20 protein-coding genes are annotated in these 25,039 nt (G+C 73.6%); 17 read left to right on the top strand and 3 right to left on the bottom strand.

Features of this window, described 5'->3' with window-relative positions; genetic code table 11:
- The first annotated feature begins 71 nt into the window (after positions 1 to 71).
- Both AMK24_RS02950 and AMK24_RS33895 read left to right on the top strand, forming a co-directional pair.
- Entirely contained in the window at positions 72 to 902 is an 831-nt protein-coding gene (locus AMK24_RS02950) for an RNA polymerase sigma factor (protein WP_199876351.1), read from the top strand.
- The gene (locus tag AMK24_RS33895; protein ID WP_073764659.1) at positions 902 to 2,077 is read left to right on the top strand and encodes a hypothetical protein; all 1,176 of its coding nucleotides are present in this window, start codon (positions 902 to 904) and stop codon (positions 2,075 to 2,077) included. The genes AMK24_RS02950 and AMK24_RS33895 overlap by 1 nt, the downstream gene beginning before the upstream one ends.
- A 223-nt stretch (positions 2,078 to 2,300) precedes the next feature.
- On the opposite strand, the gene AMK24_RS02940 is transcribed toward AMK24_RS33895, so the two are convergent.
- Positions 2,301 to 3,218: a L,D-transpeptidase family protein gene (locus AMK24_RS02940; RefSeq protein ID WP_073765625.1), complete on the bottom strand. Its 918-nt coding sequence runs from the start codon at positions 3,216 to 3,218 to the stop codon at positions 2,301 to 2,303.
- Positions 3,219 to 3,651: 433 nt separating this feature from the next.
- Here AMK24_RS02940 and leuE point away from each other — a divergent pair, with 433 nt between their 5' ends.
- From leuE to AMK24_RS02920, 4 genes are all read left to right on the top strand, one after another.
- Positions 3,652 to 4,353, top strand: a complete 702-nt coding sequence (leuE, locus tag AMK24_RS02935; RefSeq protein WP_073764657.1) for a leucine efflux protein LeuE — start codon at positions 3,652 to 3,654, stop codon at positions 4,351 to 4,353.
- A gap of 267 nt (positions 4,354 to 4,620) precedes the next feature.
- Positions 4,621 to 5,586, top strand: coding sequence for a glycosyltransferase family 2 protein (locus tag AMK24_RS02930; RefSeq protein ID WP_073764655.1), 966 nt, complete (start codon positions 4,621 to 4,623; stop codon positions 5,584 to 5,586).
- Positions 5,587 to 5,589: 3 nt separating this feature from the next.
- Positions 5,590 to 6,966, top strand: a complete 1,377-nt coding sequence (locus AMK24_RS02925) for a polysialyltransferase family glycosyltransferase (protein ID WP_073764653.1) — start codon at positions 5,590 to 5,592, stop codon at positions 6,964 to 6,966.
- Positions 6,967 to 7,050: 84 nt separating this feature from the next.
- Positions 7,051 to 8,136 (top strand): acyltransferase, encoded by a 1,086-nt coding sequence (locus tag AMK24_RS02920; RefSeq protein ID WP_073764651.1) that lies wholly within the window; start codon positions 7,051 to 7,053, stop codon positions 8,134 to 8,136.
- 285 nt (positions 8,137 to 8,421) lie between these two features.
- Here AMK24_RS02920 and AMK24_RS02915 read toward each other — a convergent pair whose 3' ends face one another.
- A complete protein-coding gene (locus AMK24_RS02915; RefSeq protein WP_073764649.1) occupies positions 8,422 to 9,756 on the bottom strand; it encodes a polysialyltransferase family glycosyltransferase in 1,335 nt (444 codons plus the stop codon).
- Positions 9,753 to 10,736, bottom strand: a complete 984-nt coding sequence (locus AMK24_RS02910) for a glycosyltransferase family 2 protein (RefSeq protein ID WP_073764647.1) — start codon at positions 10,734 to 10,736, stop codon at positions 9,753 to 9,755. The genes AMK24_RS02915 and AMK24_RS02910 overlap by 4 nt, the downstream gene beginning before the upstream one ends.
- Positions 10,737 to 11,264: 528 nt before the next feature.
- Here AMK24_RS02910 and AMK24_RS02905 point away from each other — a divergent pair.
- The 11 genes from AMK24_RS02905 to AMK24_RS02855 all read left to right on the top strand — a co-directional run bounded on the left by AMK24_RS02905 (position 11,265) and on the right by AMK24_RS02855 (position 24,982).
- A complete protein-coding gene (locus AMK24_RS02905; RefSeq protein WP_073764645.1) occupies positions 11,265 to 12,647 on the top strand; it encodes a DUF6716 putative glycosyltransferase in 1,383 nt (460 codons plus the stop codon).
- 56 nt (positions 12,648 to 12,703) lie between these two features.
- Positions 12,704 to 13,948, top strand: coding sequence for an acylneuraminate cytidylyltransferase (locus tag AMK24_RS02900; protein WP_073764643.1), 1,245 nt, complete (start codon positions 12,704 to 12,706; stop codon positions 13,946 to 13,948).
- A gap of 12 nt (positions 13,949 to 13,960) precedes the next feature.
- Positions 13,961 to 14,896 carry an N-acetylneuraminate synthase family protein gene (locus tag AMK24_RS02895; protein WP_073764641.1) on the top strand — a complete coding sequence of 312 codons (936 nt, stop codon included), beginning with the start codon at positions 13,961 to 13,963 and terminating at the stop codon, positions 14,894 to 14,896.
- Between the two features lie 10 nt (positions 14,897 to 14,906).
- Entirely contained in the window at positions 14,907 to 15,938 is a 1,032-nt protein-coding gene (locus AMK24_RS02890; protein ID WP_073764639.1) for a hypothetical protein, read from the top strand.
- A gap of 442 nt (positions 15,939 to 16,380) precedes the next feature.
- Complete coding sequence (locus AMK24_RS02885) at positions 16,381 to 17,622, top strand: amidohydrolase (protein ID WP_073764637.1); 1,242 nt, start codon at positions 16,381 to 16,383, stop codon at positions 17,620 to 17,622.
- A gap of 173 nt (positions 17,623 to 17,795) precedes the next feature.
- Positions 17,796 to 18,845 carry a BMP family lipoprotein gene (locus tag AMK24_RS02880; protein WP_073764635.1) on the top strand — a complete coding sequence of 350 codons (1,050 nt, stop codon included), beginning with the start codon at positions 17,796 to 17,798 and terminating at the stop codon, positions 18,843 to 18,845.
- Between the two features lie 350 nt (positions 18,846 to 19,195).
- Complete coding sequence (locus tag AMK24_RS02875; RefSeq protein WP_073764633.1) at positions 19,196 to 20,779, top strand: ABC transporter ATP-binding protein; 1,584 nt, start codon at positions 19,196 to 19,198, stop codon at positions 20,777 to 20,779.
- On the top strand, positions 20,776 to 21,894 hold the full coding sequence (locus AMK24_RS02870) for an ABC transporter permease (RefSeq protein WP_073764631.1): 1,119 nt from the start codon (positions 20,776 to 20,778) through the stop codon (positions 21,892 to 21,894). Before AMK24_RS02875 ends, AMK24_RS02870 begins: the two co-directional genes overlap by 4 nt.
- Positions 21,891 to 23,153 carry an ABC transporter permease gene (locus AMK24_RS02865; RefSeq protein WP_073764629.1) on the top strand — a complete coding sequence of 421 codons (1,263 nt, stop codon included), beginning with the start codon at positions 21,891 to 21,893 and terminating at the stop codon, positions 23,151 to 23,153. The genes AMK24_RS02870 and AMK24_RS02865 overlap by 4 nt, the downstream gene beginning before the upstream one ends.
- Positions 23,150 to 23,581 carry a cytidine deaminase gene (locus AMK24_RS02860; protein ID WP_073764627.1) on the top strand — a complete coding sequence of 144 codons (432 nt, stop codon included), beginning with the start codon at positions 23,150 to 23,152 and terminating at the stop codon, positions 23,579 to 23,581. The genes AMK24_RS02865 and AMK24_RS02860 overlap by 4 nt, the downstream gene beginning before the upstream one ends.
- A gap of 123 nt (positions 23,582 to 23,704) precedes the next feature.
- The gene (locus AMK24_RS02855) at positions 23,705 to 24,982 is read left to right on the top strand and encodes a thymidine phosphorylase (RefSeq protein ID WP_073764625.1); all 1,278 of its coding nucleotides are present in this window, start codon (positions 23,705 to 23,707) and stop codon (positions 24,980 to 24,982) included.
- Positions 24,983 to 25,039 lie beyond the last annotated feature (57 nt).

The following is a 25,039-nucleotide window of genomic DNA, read 5'->3' as shown; positions in this document are numbered from 1 at the left end:
CGTGCTGGTTCGCGCAGGGTTGCGCAGCAGTTGACCAGCTGCGGGTGAGGACGTCAGGGCGGGTACAGGGAGTGCTGGGGGACGACGCGGAGCTGACCGCCGCGGTGCTCGCGGCGCAGGACGGGGACGAGGACGCCTTCCGTGCTGTGTACCGCGCGGTGCAGCCACGGCTGTTGGGCTACATACGGACGCTGGTCGGGGATTCGGACGCCGAGGACGTGGCCTCCGAGGCGTGGTTGCAGATAGCGCGCGACCTCGACCGCTTCAGCGGTGACGCCGACCGGTTCCGGGGCTGGACCGCCCGGATCGCGCGCAACCGCTCTCTGGACCACCTGCGGATGCGCAGCCGCCGTCCCGCCATCGGCGGCGACGAGACCGAGCTGACCACGCGCGCCGCCGAGTCCGACACCGCCGACGACGCCATCGAGGCGCTGGACACCGACCGCACCATGTCCCTCATCGCCCAACTGCCCCAGGACCAGGCCGAGGCCGTCGTGCTCCGGGTGGTCGTCGGCCTGGACGCCAAGAGCGCGGCGCAGGCCCTCGGCAAGCGGCCCGGCGCCGTCCGCACCGCCGCCCACCGCGGCCTCAAGCGGCTGGCCGAACTCCTCGGCGCCGAGCAGCCCGGGCGGGCGGCGGGCCGGGCCGACGCCGGAGCGGTTCCCCCGGCCGACCGGTCCGACGCCGCCCCCGACGCCGGCCCGTCCGACGCCGGGGCGGGCCCCGCGGAGGGCGCCTCAGGACCGGTGCGCAGCGCCGACGACGCGGACCGGGAGACGGGCGGGGGCGCCGGGCTCGGCGCGGTGCCCGCCCAGCGCCCCGGCCGGGTCGGACCGGCCGCGCCCGCCGGGATCACTCCCGGTGTGACGCATTTGCGACCGTGGACGCAGAAGGACATGTGATGGCCGACGAGCACTACGAGTGGCTTGACAAGGACGCGACGGAGAAACTGCTCCGCGGCGAACCGGTCGTCCCCGTCGGCGACGAAGCCCGCACCGACGCCTTCCGGCTCGCCGAAGCGCTCGGCGCGGCCCGCGAGGGGCTGCGGGCCCCGGCAGGCGAACTCCCCGGCGAGGAAGCGGCCCTCGCCGCGTTCCGGCAGGCCGGCCACGGCACGGGCGCGGACCGGCTCGCCGGTCGTCCCGCCGGCGCCGCCCTGCCCGGCCGGCCCGGTCTGCTGCCCGCCGTCCACCTCGGCCCCGCCCCCGGCGCCCCGGTCCGCCGTCCGCGCTGGAGCCGGCCGGTCCGCTTCGGCCTGGTCGCCTCGCTCGCGGGCTGCGCGCTCGGCGGGGTGGCGGTCGCCGCCGGTACGGGCGTCCTCCCCGGCAGCTTCGGCGGCCAGGGCTCACCCGCGCCCGCCACCTCCGTATCGGCGGCCGCGACCCCGGGCCCCCTGGCGTCCGGCGAGCCGACCGACGACCCCGCGTCCCCGGCGGACCCGTCCTCACCCGGCGGGCCGGAGGCGTCCTCCGCGCCCGAGACCCGGGAATCCGGCGGCCCCCGGAAGCCCGAGGGGGCGCACACCGGCGACGTGGGCCCGGGGCCGGGCGAGGACCGGCCGGGCGGTCAGGACCCCCCGGACGACCACGCCCGGGAGCGGGCGACCGGTGGCCGCCACGACGAACGCCCCGCCGCGTCCGGCGGGCCCGGTGGCGACGGTAAGGGCGCCGGGAACTGGTACGAGAAGTCCGTCAAGGCGTGCAAGGCGTTCCGCAACGGCACGCTGGACGACCGGAGCCGACGCCAACTGGTCCGGCTCGCCAAGGGCGAGAAGAACCTGGAACGTTTCTGCGACGACCTTCTCGACGGGGACGGCGGCGGAAACGGCGGGGGCGGCGGTGAAGGCGGCGGCAGCGGAGGGCACGGCGGCTCCGGCGGCAACGGCAACGGCGGCGGTGGCGACGACGATGACGACGGGCCGGGCGGGCCGGACGGCGACGGCTCCCTGCCGCCCGTCTCCTTCAACCCGGTGCCCCGATCCGCCCCGGCCCCGGCCCCGGCCCCGGAGGCGGGGGCGGGGGCCGGTTCCCCGGTGCTTCCCGAGAGCGGCGGCCCGGCCCCCGTACGCGCCCGCTGAACCGGGGAGCACGCCCTCGCCCGGGGGCCCGGACGGCCAGGTGTGACGTTTTTTCGACGCCGGACGCAGTACAGAGTGCCGACTGGTCATCGGCCGCGCGACGAGCCGGGGTTCCCCCCGTACCTTCGGCTCAGCGCATCGGCGCGGGCGGGACACGTTCCCCCGGTCCCGCCCGCGCCCTCTCCCACCACCGTGCCGCTCCGGCCCGGCCGCCCGGCCCGGATCACCAGGAGACGACGAGCTTGTCGCCGTTCTTCACCTGGTCGAACAGGGCCGCGACCTTCTTCTCGTCCCGGACGTTGACGCAGCCGTGCGACGCGCCGCCGTAGCCGTTGGCCGCGAAGTCGGCGGAGTAGTGCACCGCCTGCCCGCCGCTGAAGAACAGGGCGTACGGCATCGGGGTGTCGTAGAGCGTCGAGACATGGTCCCGGGACTTCCAGAACACCTCGAACACACCCTCGCGGGTGGGCGTGTACTCCGAACCGAAGCGCACGTCCATCGCGGAGACGACCCTGCCGTCGATCATCCACGCCAGGGTCCGGCTCTTCTTGCTGATGCACAGGACCCGGCCCTCCAGGCAGCGCTTGTCCGGCGTGGCCAACGGCCGCTCGGTGGGCGGACGCAGCTCGGCGTCGGTCGGCGGCCGGGTCATCGCCAGCAGCCGCCTCCAGGTCGCCTCGTCGGTGCTGCCGGTGGTCGCGAAGCCCCGTTTGGCTTGGAACGACCGTACGGCGTCGGCGGTGACGGAGCCGTAGTAGCCGGTGGGGTTGCGCCCGAAGTGGCCGATCTGCCGGAGCCGGGCCTGGAGTTCCCGTACGCGGTCGCTCTCGGAGCCGGACCGCATCAGCACGCGCGGCGGCGGTGCGGTGCTCGGCTCCGGAGCCGGCCGGACGGTCGCCGGGGCCGGGGCCGGGGTGGACGCCGAGGGGCGCGGCGCGGCGGTGCTCGGCTCCGCGGGCGCGGTGGGCGCGGGGGAGGAGGCCGTGGGGGGCGGGGCCGCCCGGGCGGGCGGCGATGGTACGTCCTGCGCCCCGGCGGCGGCTCCCGGCTCGCACCCGGTGACGAGGGCGGCCACCGCGACGACCGAAGCGGCGGCGAGGCCACGGGCGCGGGGACGCCGGGCGCGCCCCGCACGCGGCACGGCCGGACATCCCGTCCCCGTCCCGTCCGGGGCCGGGTCCGGGCCCGGGGTCAGGGTCGCGGACGGAAGCCCCGTCCCCGTCCCGTCGGGGACCGCGGCCACCGGCCGGGCGCGTCCCGCACCCGTCTCCGGTTCCCGGCGGTCCGGCCCCCTCGTTCCCCAGCCGCCCCACCCGTCGCTCGTGTCCGCCATCGCTCCGCCCCCTGGCTCACCCGTCGGTCCGGCGCCTCCCTGTACGGATTCCCGCCCGGCCCGGTCCCCGAATCCTCCGCCGTACGCGCGCGGCGCGTCCAGCCCCCCGGGCGCACGCCCCGGTGATCTCGGCCAGGTCCGGCCTGCCGGGAAGCGCCCTCCGCCCGTTCGCGCCGAGGGAGGCCCACCGTCCGGTGAAACCCGTGGGCGGTGGCCGGTGGGGGCATGCGAGACTCCGTCCATGCTGGGTGTCACCGATCTTCCGACGTACCTCGCCGGTCTGGCGCTGATCGTTCTCCTGCCGGGGCCGAACTCGCTCTACGTGCTCTCCGTCGCCGCCCGGCGCGGCGTACGCACCGGCTACACGGCCGCCGCGGGCGTCTGGACCGGCGACGCCGTCCTGATGACGCTCTCCGCGCTCGGCGCCGCCTCCCTGCTCCAGACCACGCCCCTGCTCTTCGCGATCGTCAAGTACGCGGGCGCGGGCTATCTGACCTGGATGGCCGTCGGGATGCTGCGTGCGGCCGTCTCGCTATGGCGCGAGAGGCACCGTCGTACGGCAGAGCTGGTGGAGTCCGTCGAGGCGGAGGGGGCAGCCGATACCGCTGCGGCGGCCGGGTCGGCCAAGGCGTCCGGCCCGGTCGAGAGGCCCTACCGCCGGGCGCTGGTGGTCAGCCTGTTCAACCCGAAGGCGATCCTCTTCCTGATCTCCTTCTTCGTGCAGTTCGTCGACCCGGGCTACGCCTACCCGGCCCTGTCGTTCCTGCTGCTGGGCACGCTGCTCCAGCTCGCCAGCTTCGCGTACCTGTCGGTGCTGATCTTCGGCGGCACCCGTCTGGCCGCCGCCTTCCGCCGCCGCAAGCGCCTGTCGGCGGGGGCCACGTCGGCGGCCGGTGTCCTCTTCCTCGGGTTCGCCGCCAAGCTCTCGCTCAGCAGCGTGTAGGGCCTGTCGTCAACCTGCCGTCGCCGCCCGGCAGGCGGCAGTTCGACGACAGGCCCCGGCGGAGAGCGGGACGGTCGCGGGCCGCCCGACCCGGAGCCTCGATCCGGAGCTCCGGCCCGGAGCCCCGACCCGAAGCCTCGAACCCGGATACCCGGCCCCGGCCATCGCGCGGACCCGCAGAGTTCACCCGCCGTCGGGCCGGGAGTCACCCGATCCTTCCACGGTCTCACTACGTTGTCGGGACCGTGATCGAAGGTGAGGGGCCGCGTGCCGAAACTGTCCGTCGTCGTACCGCTCCACAATGTCGCGCCCTATGCACCGACCACCCTGGGCAGTCTGGCCCGCAACGCCGACCCGGACATCGAGTTCCTGCTGGTCGACGACGCGTCCACCGACGGTACGCAGGACATCGTGGACCAGTGGGCCGAACGGCTCCCCGGCGCCCGGGTGATCAGGCACCGGACGAACACCGGCATCGCGGCCGCCCGCAACAGCGGCATCGACGCCGCCGAGGGCGACTACCTCACCTTTCTCGACGGCGACGACTGGTACGCCCCCGGCCACCTGGACCGCCTGGTGCGCGCGGCCCGGGAACTCGACTGCGACTTCGCCCGCACCGACCACGTCCAGTCCACCGGCACCACCCGCGTGGTGCGCCGCGCCCCCGCCCCCCTCCGGGACACCCTGCTCGACCCCCGCGACGGGATCGGCGTGCCCGAGCGCGAGACCATGGTCGACTACCCGTTCGTCTGGGCCGGGATCTACCACCGGCGGCTCTTCGCGGACGGCGCGCAGCGCTTCGCCACCGAACTGCGCACCGCCGAGGACCGGTTGTGGATATGGCAGCTCCATCTGCGCGCCCGCAGCTACGCGGCGCTCGGGCTGTACGGCATCTTCTACCGGCGCGGCGTCACCACCTCCCTGACCCAGATCAAGGACGCGCGCCAGCTCGACTTCTTCCCCGCCTACGACACGCTGCTGGACCAGTTGAGCGCGGACCGGGACGCGGAGACGCTGCTGCCGAAGGCCGTGCGCACCTACTGCGCCATGATCGCCTTCCACAACGAGAAGGCCGGTGACTACGAGCCCGGCACCGCCCGGCGGCTGCGCGCCGAGTCCACCGCCGCGCTGGCCCGGATGCCGCAGGACGTGCTCGACCGCACCCTCGCGATGATCGACGACAAGCGCGGCACGCTGCTCGGCCGGCTGCGCCCCAAGCAGAAGGCCGCCTGATCCATGCCCCTCCCCGCCCCCGCCCCCGCCCCCGCACCCCCGCGCACCCAGATCTTCCAGGTCTCCACCCTGTACGGGCTGGCCACCCTGGCCGCCGCGCTCGACGCGGGGCAGTTCGGCCGCGCCCGGGACAGCCGCCGCATCCTGCTGGTCTCCAACAACGCGGCCGTCCCCGAGACCGCCCTGCGCCTGGAGGAGATGCGCGGTTACGGCACCCTCGCCGCCCGCTTCGACACCGTCGTCGACTGGAACGAGGCCATCAGCCCGCACCACCCCAGCGGTTGGGGCCCCCGCTCCGAGGAGACCGTCCTGTGGCAGCGGGCCTTCCGCCTCGCCTGGGACATCGCCCCCGAGGCCCCCGTCGAGCTGGCCGTCGAGTCCATCCAGGTCAACCCGGCCCGCGCGCTCGCCGCGATCTTCTCCGAGAGCGCCGTCCACGTCTACGCCGACGGCCTGATGAGCTACGGGCCCACCCGCAACCGGCTGCCCCAGTCCATCGCCTGCCGCGTCCGGCGGGTCCTCCACCTCGACCTGGTGGCCGGACTGCGCCCCCTCCTCCTCGCCGAGGCCAGCGCCGAGCCCGAACTCGTCCCCGACGACGCCTTCCGCGCCGTCCTCTCCGAGATCGCCGCCGCGGCCGAGGACGACCGGAAGCTCGCCGCCGCCGAGGCCGCCGCCCCCACCGCGATGCTGCTCGGCCAGTACCTCGCCGCCCTCTCCATCCTCACCCCCGAGGAGGAGGAGGGCCTGCACGTGACGATGCTGCGCGGAGCCGTCCGCGCCGGGCACACCTCGATCCTCTTCAAACCGCACCCCACCGCCCCGGCCGGCTACTCCCGGGCCCTGGACGAGGCCGCCGCCGAACTCGGCGTACGCCTCACCACGCTCGACGGCCCCCTGCTCGCCGAGACGCTGTACGAGCGGTGCGCTCCCACCCTCGTCGTCGGCTGCTTCTCCACCGCGATGTTCACCGCCGCCGCGTACTACGGCATCCCCGTCGCCCGCGTCGGCACCCGGCTGGTCCTCGACCGGATCACCCCGTACGAGAACAGCAACCGCATCCCCCTGACGATCACCGACCACCTCGTGCCCGACCTGGACGCGCAGGGCTCCGAACCGGTGCCCCGGCTGCCGCGCACCGCACCGGACACCCTCGCCCCGCTGGTACGGACCGTCGGCTACTGCATGCAGGCCAAGCTCAACCCCGGCCTGCGGGCCGACGCCGAAGCCTGGCTGCGGGAGCACCTCGACCCGACCACCCAGCACTACGTCAAACGCCGCCGCCTGCAGAGCCTCACCCTGCCCGGCGGCGGTCCCCGCGGAGCGGCGGTCCGACTGCGCCGCACCGTACGGCGCACCCGCAGCACCCTGGGCCTCTGACCCGGGGCCGGGGCCCACACCGGCGGCGCCGTCCCGCGACCCGCCCCGCGCGCTCCGCGCAGCTCGACCCACCCCCTGAGGACCATGCCTCCCACACCCTCCGCCCCGGCCCCCGCTTCCGCGCCGACGACCCCGGAAGCGGTCCTGCCGGTCCGCGAGCACCGCTACGACATCGACCTGATCCGGCTGCTCTGCTCGGTCGCCGTGATCGGCCTCCACACCGGTTCCGCGTTCGTGAACGCGGTGGGGCGGACGGCCGCGCAGGGGCCCGGCGCCTACTGGGCCGGGCTGACCGCCGACTCCCTCGGGCGGTTCGCCGTGCCGCTCTTCTTCGCCATCGCCGGCTGGGTGGTCCTGGTCGGGGCCCCGCCCAAGGACGGCGCACGGCTGCGGCGACGCGTCGTGCGCATCGTCGTGCCGCTCGCCGTCTGGACCGCTCTCTACCTGGTCTGGGGCGCGCTCCGGGACACCAACGACGACCCGGTCCGCCGACTCGCCCCGGAGGCCCTCCTCGCCTCGGTCCGCCCGGCCTACCACCTCTGGTACCTGTACGCCTACCTCCCCGTGGTCCTGGTCCTGGGCCTGGTCGTCCTGGTCCGGGCGGGCAAGCGCCCCTGGGGGCTGGGCGCGGTGCTGGTGGTCCTGACCGCCGCCCCCACCCTCCTCGGCGACCTGGGAGAGGTCTTCGGCCGCGAACTGCCGCGCTTCGGCTGGACCTTCGCCCCGTACCAACTGATCTACGCGGTGCTCGGAGCCCTGCTGCTCGCCGCCCCCGCGGGCGCGTTCGGCAGGCGGCGGTGGCCCTGGTCGCTGCTCGCGGCGGCCGGCGCGGCCGGGGTGATCGCCTACCAGTACGAGGTGCACTACGCGATTCCGTACGCCCACGTCCTGGTGGCCCTGTCCAGCCTCGGCGTCCTGGCGTCCTTGCACGGCGTGCGCGTCCCGGAGCGGATGCGTCCCGCCCTGACCCGGCTGTCCGAGGCGTCGTTCGGGGCCTACCTCGTGCATGTGCTGGTGCTCGGCGCCCTCACCGACGCCTTCGTCCGCACGGATCTGGGCGGCCCGGCCGCCGGTGCGCTGGTGGTCGGGATCACGGCGGCCACGACGGCCCTGTCGTTCGGTGCGGCCCTGCTGTGGGGGCGGGCGGGGGCGAGCAGGGTCCTGGGCTGACCCCCAGCCGCCGCCGGGCATCCGCGGGGCGCCGTGCGAAGGGCCCCGGCGGTGAGGCGCGCGTGGGCACGACAGGAGGACGACGGGGTGCCGACGCGCGCGCCGGCGTGCCGACGTGCGGGCGGGCGTGCCGACGTGCGGGCGGGCAGCGGGGTGCCGACGCGTGCGGGGAGCCCCGGGGCCCGCAGCGTGCGGGCGGGCGACGGGGTACCGAAACGGGCGGGGACACCCGGGACGCCGAAGCGTGCGGGCGGCCCTGAGGCGCCCGCTCTCCCGCCCCGGGCCTCAGCCCCTTCCGTTCCGCAGGGCCCGGGCCCTCCGGGCCGCGCGGCGCAGGGCCGGGTGCGAGCGCAGGAACGCCAGCCGCGCCGGGACCACGCCGGGCAGCGCCAGCGAGGCCAGGCGGCGGCGCTTGAAATAGCGCCAGGTACGGCCGTCCAGGTGTGCGGCGAGGTAGCGCTCGGCGTCCGGCCGAAGGTCGGGACGGACCCGCGGCCGCATCGCGAACGCGACGGCCGCGAGGAGGCCGGTCAACTCCACCTCATCGGAAGGCCGTTGCGCGGCCACCGCCCGGCCGTCCGCCAGCGGCGGCAGCACGGCGTCCGCCAGCGTCGCCGGTATCCGCTCGCCGTTCTCGTACGGCGTCAGCCGTTCCAGCAGCAGTTCCGTGCCGACGGCCGCCACCGGCAGGCCGTGGAACCGGGCCGCCCCGAACAGCGCCGTCGCGGTGCATCCCACCACCAGCGCGGGACGCAACCGGTGCAGCAGCACGTCGGCCGGCACCGGCGACGCGGTGCCCAGCACCGTCAGTCCGACGCCCAGCCGTCCGGCCTCGGCGAGCAGGGCCGCCGGATGCTCCCACGGGGTGTACGGGTCCGGCGCGTACACCAGCCGGGTGTGGCCGAGGGCGGCCGCCCCGCGCACCATCTCCAGCCGCAGCCCCGCCTCCTCGGCCGCTGTGATCAGCCCGGCTCCGGCGAGATCCTGTCCGAGCAGCAGGGCGGGCGCCTCGACGGCGGGCGTCTCCACGGCCGAGGAAGCGAGTTCGGCGACCACCTTCACGATCGCCTCGGCCGGTACGGTCCGCGACTCCACCTCGTACTCGCCCAGGAGCAGCGGGCGCGCCCCGGGGACCAGGTCCGGATGGAGCAACCGCCGCACCCGGGCCCCGGTCAGCGGCGGGATCTTCTCCCCGGTCGGGCCGTAACCGCCTGGCCCCTCCGCGTACGCGTCGACCGGAACCCCGGCGAACACCTGGGTGAGGGCCCGGGCCGGCCCGGCGTGCGGGGAGTCCACCACCAGCTCCACCTCCGCCCCGCCCAGCCCCCACGCGCGCCGGAAGTGGCGTTCCCACAGCGGGGCGTCGTCCGCCCGGGGCAGCCAGCCGGCCGGGTGGAAGGGGGCGATCGCGTCGTTCCAGGAGCGGACTTCGTCGAACCGGTCGCGCAGCAGCTCGAAGCCGGCGGTCTCCGAGAGGTCGGGGGCGGCCTCCGGGGCCGCCCCGAGCCGGGAGAGCAGCAGGACGCGGCGGTCCGGCTCGGTGAAGCACCCCGCGTCGATCGCCGCGGCGAGCAGCACCACCGCCTCGGGCGAGGAGGCGTGGAAGATCCTGACGGTCATATGGCCGAGGCCCCCTTCGCGGCGACCGGTCGGCGGCGCAGCCTGCGCACCCGGGCCGCCCGTGTCACGTCCATGGCGTCGAGCGCCTCGTCCAGCAGCCGCTGCGGCAGTCTCCCCAGGGCCTCCGCCCCGCGCGACTTCAGCGCGCGGGCCACGGCGGGTTCGAACGCGTCGAGGGCGCCCAGGTGGTGGGCGAGGACCGCGCAGTAGGTGCGGACGGCCTTCGGCAGCAGGGCGTCCGCGTCGCGGTCGGCTGCGGCCCCGGCGACGACCTCGTCGTAGGCCCGCAGGAAATCGAGCCGGCGTTCGTCCCCGATCCGGGTCAGCGAGGTGGCCACCCCGCGCCGGTAGAAATGGCTGAGCAGCCCCAGCACGGCGAAGGATTCCGCCTCCCGGTGCAGCCGCCAGATCCACGGCCGGTCCTCCGCCGTGCGCAGCCCCTCGGTGAAACGCAGCAGCCCCCGGTCCAGCAGCCGCCGGTGGTAGAGGCCCGCCCAGGCGAACGCGTAATCCACCGACGTGGTGCGGTGGGCGGGCAGGATCGCGGCGCGGGGATCGCCGACCACTCCGTGCGGCCCGTGCGGAACCCGGTGCACGGTCCGGGACCTCCCGTCCGCCCGGACGTGGTCGATGCGCACGAAGTCGCACCCCAGCGCCTCGGTCCGGGCCACCAGCCGTGCGTAGTGCCCCGCGGCCAGCCAGTCGTCACCGTCCAGGAAGGCGATGTACTCGCCGCGTGCCGCGTCCAGGCCGGTGTTGCGCGCGGTCGCGAGACCGCCGTTCACCTCGTGGCGCAGCAGGACCGCCCCGGGGACCTCGTCCGCGGCCCGCTCCAGGAGCCGGGTCGTCCCATCGGTCGAACAGTCGTCGACGAGGAGGAACTCGAAGTCCTCACGGGCGTTGGCCCGCAGACTTCGGAGGGTGTCGGAGGCGTAGGGCCGCACGTTGAAGAACGGCACGATGACGGAGAGCTTGACCACGCGGACGACGTTAGGCGGGGCCGCGGCACAGCCCTTGTCCCCGACGAGGACGCCAGGTGAACGACGGCCGTCGGGGCGGTGAATCGACGACGGCCGCCCCGCCGCCGGGGCCCGGAGGCGGGCCCCGCCCGACGCCGTGTCGTGCGGCGGCGCGCACCCGGCGCCGGGTACGGCCGGGGACAAGGCGGGGGCGGCGCCCCGGCCGGATTCACCGCCACCGCCCGGATCGCTTTCCGTGCAGGCCTGCAGGCCGGACGAGGGAATTCGCCTTTCTTCACGAAGAAGTGCGGCCGAAAACGGATGCGCCGGAAAATATCGCGGCGCCGGCACGCGGCCCCGGCGCGGACCCGATTCCCTCCTGCGCCGCGAGCGGCAGGTGAACGACGGCTGGAGGACAGGTGAACTGGGCCTCGTAAAAGCCCTTTTGGTGCGCCCGGTCCGCCGATTCCCCAAGCGTCGGCCGCCTGTTAACCATTTGTTGCTGTTGTGTTGGGCCGCCCATCGAAATGCCTTCCTAATTTCTGGGATGTGCCCCCACGTACCAGCCCTCAGGCCGATCCGGCCGAAAGCCCCGCCGCACCCCGACCGGCGCTGCGGGTCGCCGTCCTCGCCGATTCCGACACCCGGTGGAAATGGGGCGCGCTCACCGCGCGCCGTCTGACCGCCGAGTCCGGTGGGCCGGGCGCGCGTCCCGTCGAGGTCAGCGGGCTGCTGCTGCGCGGCCGGGCCACCCCGACGCCCCGCCAGCTGGCGGAGGTCGGCGAGGTCGGGATCGACGCCGGGCGGGTCCGCGAGGTCACCGCCGTCGAGTTCCTGCACACCGTGCGCCACGAGGCGTACGACGTCGTCGTCCTCGCCCTCGTCGGCGGCGGCGTCCAGGCCATGCTGCACGGCCTGGCCGCCCTGGATCTCCCGCGGCGGCCCGTCGTCGTCACCGGATACGTCGGCGTCGTCTACGAGAAGCTGGCCGACGGGCTGCTGCTGCGCCACGGCGCGGACGTCGTCCTCGCCAACTCGGCCCACGACGCGGAGCGTTTCCGCGCGGTGTACGAGGGGGTGGGCGCCGACGCCTCGGCGGTCACCGAGGCGGCCCTCCCCTTCCTCGGCGGGGCCCCGTACCGCCCCGAAGAGGGCCGCGACACCGTGGTGTTCGCCGCCCAGCCCTCCGTCCCGGCCACGCGCGCCGACCGTACGTACCTCCTGCGCCGGCTCGTCGAGCACGCCCGGCTGCACCCGCGCCGCGAGGTGCTGCTGAAACTGCGCTCCAAGCCCGGCGAGCACACCACGCACATCGAGGAGCTGCCCTACCAGAAGCTCGCACAGCGGCTGCCCGGCGGCCTGCCGCCCAACTTCCGCCTCGTATACGGGCACATGGGCGAGGTCCTGGACCGCACCGACCTCCTGGTCACGGTCTCCTCGACCGCCGCCCTGGAGTCGCTGCACCGCCGCATCCCCACCGCGATCCTCACCGACCTCGGCGTCCGCGAGCCGCTCGGCAACCACCACTTCGTCGGCTCCGGACTCCTCACCTCCTGGGACCGGCTCGACGGCGGGACGCGGCCCCGGCCGGACGCGGAGTGGGTGGCACGGCAGGGCGTCGCCGCCGACGGCTCGTACGGCACCGCCTACGACGCCGCCCGCGCCAAGGTCGCCGCCCTCCTCGACGGCGGCGAACTCCCGCCGCTCGCCCCCTACTACACGCCCGCCACCGCCCCCGGCTACCTCCCCGGCATCCTCGGCCGCCACCAACTGGCCCCCGACGGCACGCCCCTGCCCGGCGCCGCCGCACCGCAGGAGCCGGGCCGGGTCCGGGGCGCGGTCCGCGAGACCGTCCGCAACGCGGCCCGGGGCGCCTACCGCCACGGCGTCCAGCGCGTCGCCCCGGTGATCCGCCGGATGGGGGAGCTGTGACCGCTCCCGCCCCGGGGCCCACCCCGTCAGGAACCCCCACCACACCAGGAGCAGCGATGCAGCCGCCCCCGACCCCGACCGTCGTCGCCGTGATCCCCGCCCGCGGCGGGTCCAAGGGCGTCCCCGCCAAGAACCTCGCCGAGGTCGGCGGCATCCCCCTGGTCGCCCGTGCCGTCCGCGCCGCCCTCGGCGCCCCCGAGGTCACCGACGTCGTCGTCACCACCGACGACGGGGCCATCGCCGAGGCCGCCCGCACCGCCGCCGCCGACCTCCGGGCCGCCCACCGGCTGCACTGCGTGGAGCGCCCCGCCGCCATCGCGGGCGACGCCGCCACCAGCGAAGCGGCCGTCCTGCACGCCCTGGACGTCTACGAGGCCGAACGCGCCCGGACCGTCGACGTGGTCCTCCTCGTCCAGTGCACCAGCCCCTTCGTCTCCCGCGAGGACATCGACGGCGTGGCCAGGGCGGTGGCCCAGGAGGGCGCGGACACGGCCGTCACGGTCGCCCCGTTCCACGGCTTCGTCTGGCGCGACGGGCACGCGGTCGAGGAGGGCACGTACGGCGTCAACCACGACAAGTCCGTACGCCCCCGCCGCCAGGACCGCCCCGAGGACCTGCTGGAGACCGGCGCCGCCTACGCGATGGACGCGGCGGGCTTCCGCACCCACCGCCACCGCTTCTTCGGCCACACCGCCCTCGTCCGCACCGACCCGGCGCGGGTGCTGGAGATCGACGACCCGCACGACCTGGCCCGCGCCCGCGCGCTCGCCCCGCTCCTGGACCCCTCCCCGCTGCCCTCCCTCGCGGACGTGGACGCGGTCGTCCTGGACTTCGACGGCACCCAGACCGACGACCGGGTCATGATCGACTCGGACGGCCGCGAGACCGTCGCCGTGCACCGGGGCGACGGCCTGGGCATCGCCGCACTGCGCAAGGCCGGCGTGCCGCTCCTGATCCTCTCCACCGAGCAGAACCCGGTCGTCGCCGCCCGGGCCCGCAAGCTCCAGGTCCCCGTCCTGCACGGCATCGACCGCAAGGACGAGGCCCTGAAGCGGTGGTGCGACGAGCACGCCATCGCCCCCGAGCGGGTCCTCTACGTCGGCAACGACGTCAACGACCTGCCCTGCTTCTCCCTCGCCGGCTGGCCCGTCGCGGTCGCGAGCGCCCACGACTCGGTACGCGCCGCCGCGCGCGCCGTCACGACCACCCCCGGGGGCTACGGCGCCGTCCGCGAGATCGCGGCCTGGCTGCTGGGCCCCACCCTGACCACCACTCCCGCCCCCACCGTCCCCACCACGTAAGGAAGCACCACCATGACCAGCACCTCCCGCCTGCGCACCTTCGGCACCCGCACCGCCGGCCCCGGCCACCCCGTCTACATCACGGGTGAGATCGGCATCAACCACAATGGCGACCTCGACAACGCCATCGCGCTGATCGACGCCGCCGCCGAAGCAGGCTGCGACGCCGTCAAGTTCCAGAAGCGCACCCCGGAGATCTGCACCCCGCGCGACCAGTGGGACATCGAGCGCGACACCCCCTGGGGCCGGATGACGTACATCGACTACCGCCACCGCGTCGAGTTCGGCGAGGCCGAGTACACCGCCATCGCCGAGCACTGCGCCGAGCGCGGCATCGACTGGTTCGCCTCCCCGTGGGACACCGAGGCCGTCGCCTTCCTGGAGAAGTTCGACGTCCCCGCCCACAAGGTGGCCTCCGCCTCCCTCACCGACGACGAGCTGCTGCGCGCCCTGCGCGCCACCGGCCGCACGGTCATCCTCTCCACCGGCATGTCCACCCCGAAGCAGATCCGCCACGCGGTCGAGGTCCTGGGCAGCGACAACATCCTGCTCTGCCACGCCACTTCCACCTACCCGGCGAAGGCCGAGGAGCTGAACCTGCGGGTCATCAACACCCTCCAGCAGGAGTACCCGAACGTCCCGATCGGCTACTCCGGCCACGAGACCGGCCTCCAGACCACCCTCGCCGCCGTCGCGCTGGGCGCCACTTTCGTCGAGCGCCACATCACCCTGGACCGCGCCATGTGGGGCTCCGACCAGGCCGCCTCCGTCGAGCCGCAGGGCCTGGCCCGCCTGGTCCGCGACATCCGCACCATCGAGCAGTCGCTCGGCGACGGCGTCAAGAAGGTGTACGAGTCCGAGCTCGGCCCGATGAAGAAGCTCCGCCGCGTCGCGGGCGTCGTCGCCGAGACCGAGAACGCGCCGGCCCCCGAGCCGGTCGCGGTCTGAGCGCCGACCGGTGAACCTCGCCTTCGTCGAGAGCCCGGTCCAGCTCCTGAACGTCCTGGAGTGGGTTCACACCCAGGGGGGAGACGATCCGGCCGCCACCACGGTCGTCGTCCTCCCCCCGGTCGACCCGATGTCGCGCGGTCAGCTGCGCCGGATGGCGGAGCTGGCCCGCGACGAGGGCATCACGGTCCGCTGGCAGGAGGCGCGCGGGGACTCCGGCGCGCCCCTGAAGGCCCTGCGCGCCCTGGCCGGCCTGGTCCGGCGCGCGGACCACATAGTGATCGGCGACCCGTTCTCCCGGTACGTCCAGCTCCTGCTGACCCTGGTCCGCGCCGACCGCCTCACGGTGGTCGACGACGGCACGGCCACCATGGAGTTCGTCGCCCAGCTGGCCCGGGGCGAGCGCCTGACGCGCTGGCACCGCCGGGGCCGCACGGGACCGCGCGAACTGGTCCTGGCCCCGGTCACGGCGACGGCCCGCCGCCGCTTCACCCCGAGGGCGAACCACACGGTCGAGGTGTTCACCGCGATGCCGGTCGAGGCTCCGCCCGGCATCGCGGTCACCCCGAACACCTTCGCCTGGACCCGCGCCCGCTTCGGCCCGCCCAGCATCGGCAGGGGCGCGGACCTGGTCGGCACCTCCCTGGTCGAGACGGGCGTCGTCGACCCCGTCCCGTACCAGGAGGCGGTCGCGGCCCTGGCCCGCACCCACGGCGCCACCCGCTACTTCGCCCACCGCCGCGAGTCCGCCGAGAAGCTCCACGCCCTGGAAGCCGCCACCGGCCTGGAGATCGTCCGCCCCGACCTCCCCCTGGAACTGATCGCCCGCCGCGGCCCCATCGGCCGCACGATCGTCAGCTTCCCCTCCACGGTCGTCCACACCCTCCCGCTGGCTCTGGCCGGCACGGGCGTGAACGTCGCGGTCTGCGACATCGCCCCGGAATGGCTCCGCGCCACGGCCTCCCCCCGCGCCGAGGGCTTCCTGAGCGGGGTCACGGAGACGGCGCGGGGGGTGCAGCGGCTTTCGTCGGTGGCGACCTGAGGCCGCGGAGCCGCGACGGATGGCGTCGGCCGCCGACGTAGTGGTACGCGGCAGGGTCCGACCGACCGGCCGCCGTGTCGGGGCTGTGGACGTCCCGCATGTGCGGCTTTCCGGTCGGCGGGCCGCCGTTCACCGCCCCTCGGGGCCGACCGGGGAGGCGTGGCAGCCGGTTCAGGAGGAAGGGGGCGCCGAGTCCGTGGCCAGGACCCGCCGACGAGAGGGGCCCGGCGCACGTGCGTACGGTCCCAGGGGCACCTGTCCCGGTGTCCTGCGCCCTTCCCGCGAGGCCGCGCGCGCCCTCGTTCGAAGCCGGGCCGGTATACCCGGAATCGCCCCGCACCACACGTCCCCGCGCGGACTTTGTTCCCCTGCACGGCTGAAATTTCGCTGATCCCTGGCCAGTTGGGGGGCCGAGGGGCCTACGCTTGATCAGGTGAACCACGTGAAGTCCCGCGCCTCCCGCCCCCACGACCTGCCCGACGCCGAGCAGCCGGGGGGAGGCGGTCTGCCGGGGCGGCTCCCGGACGAGCTCCGGGCCGAGCTGATCGCCTTCCGCCGGGACCTGCACATGCACCCCGAGCTGGGCAACCAGGAGTTCCGTACCACCGCCGCCGTCAAGGACCGGCTGGAGAAGGCCGGGCTCAAGCCGCGGGTCCTCCGGGTCGGGACCGGGCTCATGTGCGACGTGGGGGAGTGGGACGGAGTGACGCCGATGCTGGCGTTGCGGGCGGACATCGACGCGCTGCCGATCCCGGACACCAAGGCCGACGTGCCCTACCGGTCCACCGTGCCCGACCGGGCGCACGCCTGCGGCCACGACGTGCACACCACCACCGTGCTCGGCGCGGGCCTCGTGCTCGCCGAACTCGACCGGCAGGGGCGGCTGCCCAACGCCGTGCGGCTGATCTTCCAGCCGGCCGAGGAGGTCCTGCCCGGCGGCGCGGTCGACGCGATCGAGTCCGGGGTGCTGGAGGGCGTCGGGCGGATCATCGGCGTGCACTGCGACCCGAAGGTGGACGTCGGGCGGATCGGACTGCGGATCGGGGCCATCACCTCGGCCTGCGACCGCCTGGAGGTCACCCTCGACGGCCCCGGCGGCCACACCGCCCGCCCGCACCTGACCACCGACCTGGTCACCGCCGCCGCCCGGATCGCCGTGGACGTGCCCGCCCTGCTCGCCCGCCGGGTCGACGCCCGCTCCGGGCTCGCGCTGACCTGGGGCCGACTGGAGACCGGGCACGCCCCCAACGTCATCCCGCAGCACGCCGAGCTGTCCGGCACCGTCCGCTGCCTGAACCTGGACGCCTGGCGCGAAGCCCCCGACCTGGTGCACGCCGCCGTGGACGAGGTGGCCGGAATGCACCGGGCCAAGACCGTGATCGATTACGTACGGGGCGTGCCGCCCGTGGTGAACGACGCCGAGTCCATCGGCCTGCTGGACGCCGCGATGACCGAGCGCCGCGGTTCGTACGCGATCGAGGACACCGAGCAGAGCCTGGGCGGGGAGGACTTCTCCTGGTACCTGGAGAAGGTCCCCGGCGCGATGGCCCGCCTCGGCGTCCGGACGCCGGGTGACACGCGCGGGCTCGACCTGCACCGCGGCAACTTCGACGTGGACGAAGAGGCCATCACCGTGGGTGTCGAGCTGTTCACCGCCGCGGCACTGCTCGACGGGAACCGTTAGCGGAGCGTTGACGCGGTCTTCGCGGGCCGTTCGTGGACCCGCGGGACCGCTTCTGTTCACGACGATCCGATAACGGCTTCCGTACGTGCTCTTATCTGACATCTACGCGCGTTACGATCGCCGCGAAACCAGCGCCGGAAGAGGCGCTTCGGTCAGGTTTGAAGGAGCCTCCCTTGCGCCGGATCACCAGGATCACCACCGTGGGCATTGCGTCCGCGGCGCTTGCACTCAGCGTCACCGCCTGTGGCGGGAAATCTTCGTCGGACGCGGGTTCCGGCAAGGACGGCGACAAGGCCGCCATCGCGTACGACATCGGCGGTCGCGGCGACCAGTCGTTCAACGACGCCGCCTACGCCGGTCTCGCCAAGGCGGAGAAGGACCTCGGCATCAAGGGCAGCGAGGCCGAGCCCTCCGACGGCGAGGGCGACGCCGACAAGGTCCAGCGCCTCACCGAGCTGGCCCGTTCCGGCAACAACCCGGTGATCGGCGTCGGCTTCGCCTACGCGCCCGCCATCAAGAAGGTCGCCCCGAAGTTCCCGAAGACCACCTTCGGCATCATCGACGACGCCTCGGTGACCGGCGACAACATCGCCAACATCGTCTTCAACGAGGAGCAGGGCTCCTACCTCGCCGGCGTCGCCGCCGCCAAGGTCACCAAGACGAAGACGATCGGCTTCATCGGCGGTGTCGAGACCCCGCTGATCAAGAAGTTCGAGGCCGGGTTCGTCCAGGGCGCCAAGGACACCGACCCCTCGGTCAAGGTCCTCCCGCAGTACCTGACGCAGCCGCCGAACTTCGACGGCTTCTCCAAGCCCGACCTCGGCAAGGCCGCCGCCCAGGGCCAGCTCGACAAGAAGGCCGACGTGATCTACTCGGCCGCCGGTCTGGCCGGCTCCGGCGCCATCGAGGCCGCCTCCAAGGCAGGCAAGTGGAACATCGGCGTCGACTCCGACCAGTACCAGCAGAAGGGCCTCGCGGCCTACAAGGAGTCCATCCTCACCTCCGTCACCAAGGACGTCGAGGACTCCGTGTTCAACCTGATCAAGTCGGTCAAGGACGGCAAGCCGACCACCGGTGAGATCCGCTACGGCCTGGACAAGGACGGCGTCGGCCTGTCGATGTCCAACCCGGCGTTCGCCAAGATGACCGACGTCATCGCGGCCGTCGACAAGGCCAAGCAGGAGATCATCGACGGCAAGATCACCGTCAAGACCGCCCCGTAAGCGGTTCGGCGCCTTCCGCCGCACGGCTGGTTTCCCCGGGCCCCGTCCGTCCCCCGTCCCGCTCCGCGGCCGGTGGACCGACGGGGCCCCGGGCCCGCCCCGCCCGGCGCACCGGCTTCCGCACCACCGTCCCGCGCGATGGGACCGCGAAGGTCCCGCGCGGCCCCACGAAGAAGTTCCGCCTCTCGCCGTGCTCTCCCATCCCGGTCCGGACCCCGCGTCCGGACCGTGACGTGCACCCCGTGTTTCACGATTCGGCAGCGCTACGCGTGTAGACAGCCCTCCGGCGCGATAACTTCACCCCGCCCCTCGGGGGGTGCCCGACACCCCCAGCCCCTCCGCCCCCGCTCCTGTCCGGCCAAGGAGAGTGCGTCATCAACGCGTCCAGCAGCCCCCCTGCCGTAGAACTGCACGGCATCACCAAGCGCTTCCCCGGCGTCGTCGCCAACCACGACATCGACATCACGATCGGCAAGGGCACGGTCCACGCCCTCGTCGGTGAGAACGGCGCCGGCAAGTCCACCCTGATGAAGATCCTCTACGGCATGCAGAAGCCGGACGAGGGCACCATCGCGATCAACGGAGAGCAGGTCTCGTTCTCCAACCCGGGCGACGCCATCGGGCGGGGCATCGGCATGGTGCACCAGCACTTCATGCTCGCCGACAACTTCACCGTCCTGGAGAACGTCGTCCTCGGCGGCGAGAAGCTGTACGGCATCGGGTCCGGCGCCCGGAAGAAGATCAAGGAGATCTCCGACGCGTACGGCCTGGGCATCCGGCCCGACGCGCTCGTGGAGGACCTCGGGGTCGCCGACCGGCAGCGCGTGGAGATCCTCAAGGTGCTCTACCGGGGCGCCCGCATCCTGATCCTCGACGAGCCGACCGCGGTCCTCGTGCCGCAGGAGGTCGACGCGCTCTTCGCCAACCTGCGCGAGCTCAAGGCCGAGGGCCTCACCGTCATCTTCATCTCGCACAAGCTGGGCGAGGTGCTCTCCGTCGCCGACGACATCACGGTGATCCGCCGCGGTACGACCGTGGGCACCGCCGACCCGGCCACCACCACGCCCAAGCAGCTCGCCGAGCTGATGGTCGGCAGCGAACTGCCCTCGCCGGAGACCCGCGAGTCCACCGTCACCGACGTGCCCATGCTGCGCGTGCGGGACCTGGCGCTCACCGTCACCGACCCCGACGGCACCGTCCGCGACGTGCTCGCCGGCATCGACTTCACCATCCACCAGGGCGAGGTCCTCGGCATCGCCGGCGTCGAGGGCAACGGGCAGACCGAGCTGATCGAGGCCCTGATGGGCATGCGCGACCCGGACGGCGGGACCATCACCCTCGACCAGGACGACATCTCGCACGCCCCCACCCGCAGGCGCCGCGAGTCCGGCATCGGCTACATCCCCGAGGACCGCCACCGCCACGGCGTCCTGCTGGACGCCCCGCTGTGGGAGAACCGCATCCTCGGCCACGTCACCGAGAAGCCCAACAGCCGCGGCTGGCTGCTGGACAACAAGGCGGCCCGCACCGACACCGAGCGCATCGTGCGCGAGTACGACGTGCGCACCCCCGGCATCGAGGTCACCGCGGCCTCCCTCTCCGGCGGCAACCAGCAGAAGCTGATCGTCGGCCGCGAGATGAGCCACGCCCCCAAGCTCCTGATCGCCGCCCACCCCACCCGCGGGGTGGACGTCGGCGCGCAGGCGCAGATCTGGGACCAGATCCGCGAGGCCCGCCGCGAAGGGCTGGCCGTGCTGCTGATCTCGGCCGACCTGGACGAGCTGATCGGGCTCTCCGACACCCTGCGCGTCATGTACCGCGGCCGACTGGTCGCCGACGCCGACCCGGCCACCATCACCCCGGAGGAACTGGGCTCGGCCATGACCGGCGCCGCCACCGGTCACCTCGAAAGCCCGGAGGACGAGGCCCGATGAAGAAAATCGACAAGGACCGGCTGATCCTGGGCTTCGCCGGCCCGGTGCTCGCCCTGGTCGTCGCCCTCGTGCTGACGACCGTGGTGCTGCTCGCCTCCGGCCGCAACCCCTTCGAGCCGTACCGGATCATGTTCGAGTCGGCGAGCTACGTCGACGTACAGGTCCTGATCGTCAACCAGGCCGGTACGTACTACCTGGCCGCCCTCGCGGTCGCGGTCGGCTTCCGGATGAACCTCTTCAACATCGGCGTCGACGGCCAGTACCGCCTCGCCGCCATGCTGGCCGCGCTGGTCGGCGCCAGCGTGAACCTGCCGGGCCCGCTGCACATCGCGCTGATCGTGGTCGTCGCCATGCTGGTCGGCGCGTTCTGGTCGGGCATCGCGGGCTTCCTCAAGACCACCCGCGGGGTGAGCGAGGTCGTTTCGACGATCATGCTCAACTCGATCGCCACCGCGCTGGTCGCCTGGCTGATCCTGCCGAAGAACTTCGGCGAGCAGCCCGCCGGCTCCAACAACCTCACCACCGGTGAGATCCCGGAGTCCGGCTGGTTCCCCGGACTGCCGATGGGCGACCAGGCCGGCGAGATCTACGGCTTCACCTTCGTCGCCGCCGGCTGCGGCCTCCTGTACTGGTTCGTGCTCAACCGCACCCGGTTCGGCTTCGACCTGCGGGCCACCGGCGCCAGCGAGAGCGCCGCCCAGGCGTCCGGCGTGGACGCCAAGAAGATGATCCTCACCTCGATGCTGATCTCCGGCGCCGTCGCGGGACTGGCGGGCATGCCGACCCTGCTCGGCGACACCCACACCTACAGCCTCGACTTCCCCACCGGCATCGGCTTCACCGGCATCACCATCGCGCTGCTGGGCCGCAACAACCCGCTCGGCATCGCCTTCAGCGCCCTGCTGATCGCCTTCCTGGACAAGTCGTCCGCCTCGCTCGACCAGTACGGGTACGAGAAGGAGATCGCCACGATCATGCAGGGCCTGATCGTGATCTCGGTCGTCGTCTCCTACGAGCTGGTACGCCGCTACGGCGTCCGCCGCCAGCAGCAGAAGGTCGGCGAAGAGCTCGCCGCCGGCCATGCCCTCACGACCGAGAAGGAGGCGGCCCTGTGAGCACCAGCAAAGCCACCGCCGCACGGCCCGCCCCCGTCAAGGGCGGACGCAGCAAACTCTCCCTGCCCGTCGTCCTGCTGATCATCGCGGGGGCGCTCGCCCTCGTCTCGCTGGTGCGCCTGATCAGCGGTGCCGACGACATCACCTCGGTCGGCCAGGTCGCCGGCGCCCTGGAACTCGCCGTCCCGATCGGCCTCGCCGGACTCGGCGGCCTGTGGGCCGAGCGCGCGGGCGTCGTCAACATCGGCCTCGAAGGCATGATGATCCTCGGCACCTGGTTCGGAGCCTGGGCCGGGTTCCAGTGGGGCCCGTGGATGGGCGTCCTCTTCGGCATCCTCGGCGGCTGCCTCGGCGGTCTGCTGCACGCGGTCATCACCGTCACCTTCGGCGTGAACCACATCGTCTCCGGTGTGGCGATCAACATCCTCGCCGTCGGCATCACCCGCTACCTCTCCAACTTCGCCTTCGACGGCGTCCAGGGCGGCTCCTCCAAGCAGTCCCCGCGCGTCGAACCGATCGACAAGATCACCATTCCGGGCCTCTCGGACTGGTTGCAGGACCTCCAGCAGCAGCACTGGTTCCTGGTCTCCGACCTGGCGGGCATCATCGGCGGCCTGGTCACCGGCCTCTCCCTGCTCACCGTCGTCGCCCTGCTGCTGATCCCCGCCACCTGGTGGATCCTGTGGCGCACCCCGTTCGGTCTGCGGCTGCGCTCCTGCGGCGAGTCCCCGGTGGCCGCCGAGACCCTCGGCGTCAACGTGTACAAGTACAAGTACATCGCCGTCACGGTCTCCGGCGGTCTGGCGGGCCTCGGCGGCGCGTTCCTCGCCATCGTCGCCACCGGCATCTACCAGGAGGGCCAGACCGGCGGCCGCGGCTACATCGGCCTCGCCGCGATGATCTTCGGCAACTGGATGCCCGGCGGTATGGCGCTGGGCGCCGGCCTCTTCGGCTTCACCGACAGCCTCAAGCTGCGCGGCGGCGCGGAGAACGTCCACGCCATGCTGCTCCTGCTGGCGATCCTGCTGGTCATCGCGGTGTTCTGGCAGCTGTACCGGAAGAAGTACGTCGCCGCGGTGATCTCGGCGGCCGTCTCGGCGCTGCTGTTCACCTGGTACTTCCTGACCGACCAGGTGCCCAGCCAGTTCGTCGACGCGGCCCCGTACGTCACGACGCTGCTGGTCCTCTCGCTCTCCGCGCAACGCCTGCGGATGCCCAAGGCGGACGGCGTGCCGTACCGCAAGGGGGAGGGCAAGTGACGCCGCCGGCCGCCGAGGACGCGGCAGCGGCGGCGGCCTTCGGCGCGTCCGACTGGGAGGCCCTGCGGGAGGCGGCGCGGGACGCCATGTCCCGCGCGTACGCCCCCTACTCCGGCTACCCGGTCGGGGTGGCCGCCCGCGTGGACGACGGCCGCACCGTCACCGGCTGCAACGTGGAGAACGCCAGCTACGGACTCTCGCTCTGCGCCGAGTGCGGTCTGGTCTCCACGCTCCAGGCCACCGGCGGCGGCCGGCTGACCCACTTCACCTGCGTGGACGGCGCCGGGGCGATCCTGGTGCCGTGCGGCCGGTGCCGCCAGCTGCTGTACGAGTTCGGCGGGCCGGAACTCCTCCTGGAGACGCCCGACGGGCTGCGCACGCTGGACGCGATGCTGCCGCAGGCGTTCGGCCCTCAGCACCTCGGCTGAGCCCGCGCCCCTGTTTCCCGGCGGTGGCCCTTCCTCCCACGGAAGGGCCACCGCTCTTTCCCCTCTCTATGCGCGTAGAGTCATCGAGGACTCTTGCGTACGCACCCGGCCGGAAGGATTCCCATGGACGCCATCTCCGTCATCCGCACCAAGCGGGACCGAGGCGAGCTGACCTCCGAGCAGATCGACTGGGTCATCGACGCCTACACCCGCGGCGAGGTCGCCGACGAGCAGATGTCCGCCCTCGCCATGGCGATCCTGCTCAACGGCATGAACCGCACCGAGATCGCCCGCTGGACCGCCGCGATGATCGCCTCCGGCGAGCGGATGGACTTCCACGCGCTCTCCCGCCCCACCACCGACAAGCACTCCACCGGCGGCGTCGGCGACAAGATCACCCTGCCGCTCGCCCCGCTGGTCGCCGCCTGCGGCGCGGCCGTGCCGCAGCTCAGCGGCCGGGGCCTGGGCCACACCGGCGGCACCCTGGACAAGCTGGAGTCCATCCCCGGCTGGCGGGCCCACCTCACGGGCGCGGAGATGCTGGACGTCCTCGACACCACCGGCGCGGTCATCTGCGCCGCCGGCGACGGGCTGGCCCCCGCCGACAAGAAGCTGTACGCGCTGCGCGACGTCACCGGCACCGTCGAGGCGATCCCGCTCATCGCCAGCTCCATCATGTCCAAGAAGATCGCCGAGGGCACCGGCGCACTCGTCCTGGACGTCAAGGTCGGCTCCGGCGCCTTCATGAAGACCATCGAGGACGCCCGCGAACTGGCCTCCACCATGGTCGCGCTCGGCACCGACAGCGGTGTGCGCACGGTCGCCCTGCTCACCGACATGTCCACCCCGCTCGGCCTCACGGCGGGCAACGCGCTCGAGGTCCGCGAGTCCGTCGAGGTGCTCGCCGGCGGCGGCCCGAAGGACGTCGTCGACCTCACCCTCGCGCTCGCCCGCGAGATGCTGGACGCCGCCGGCCTCAAGGACGCCGACCCGGAGAAGGCGCTCGCCGACGGCTCCGCGATGGACGTCTGGCGCCGGATGATCTCCGCCCAGGGCGGCGACCCGGACGCCGCGCTCCCCACCGCCCGCGAGCAGCACGTGGTGACCGCGCGCTCCTCCGGCGTCCTCACCCGCCTGGACGCGTACGACGTCGGCGTCGCCGCCTGGCGCCTCGGCGCGGGCCGCGCCCGCAAGGAGGACCCGGTGCAGGCGGGCGCGGGCGTCGAACTGCACGCCAAGCCCGGTGACACGGTCACCGAGGGCCAGCCGCTGATGACGCTGCACACGGACACCCCGGAGAAGTTCGACTACGCCCTGAAGGCCCTGCCCGACGCGTACGACATCGCCCCGGCCGGCACGTCGTTCGCGCCGCTCCCGGTGGTGCGGGAACGTATCGCCTGACCTGCGGTTTCCTCGTACGGGTGAACGGGACCGGTGGACTGCCGCCGGTCCCGTTCG

The sequence above is a fragment of the Streptomyces sp. CB02366 genome (assembly GCF_001905905.1).
Taxonomy (GTDB): Bacteria; Actinomycetota; Actinomycetes; order Streptomycetales; family Streptomycetaceae; genus Streptomyces.
This window is presented reverse-complemented; position numbering and strand designations above follow the sequence as displayed.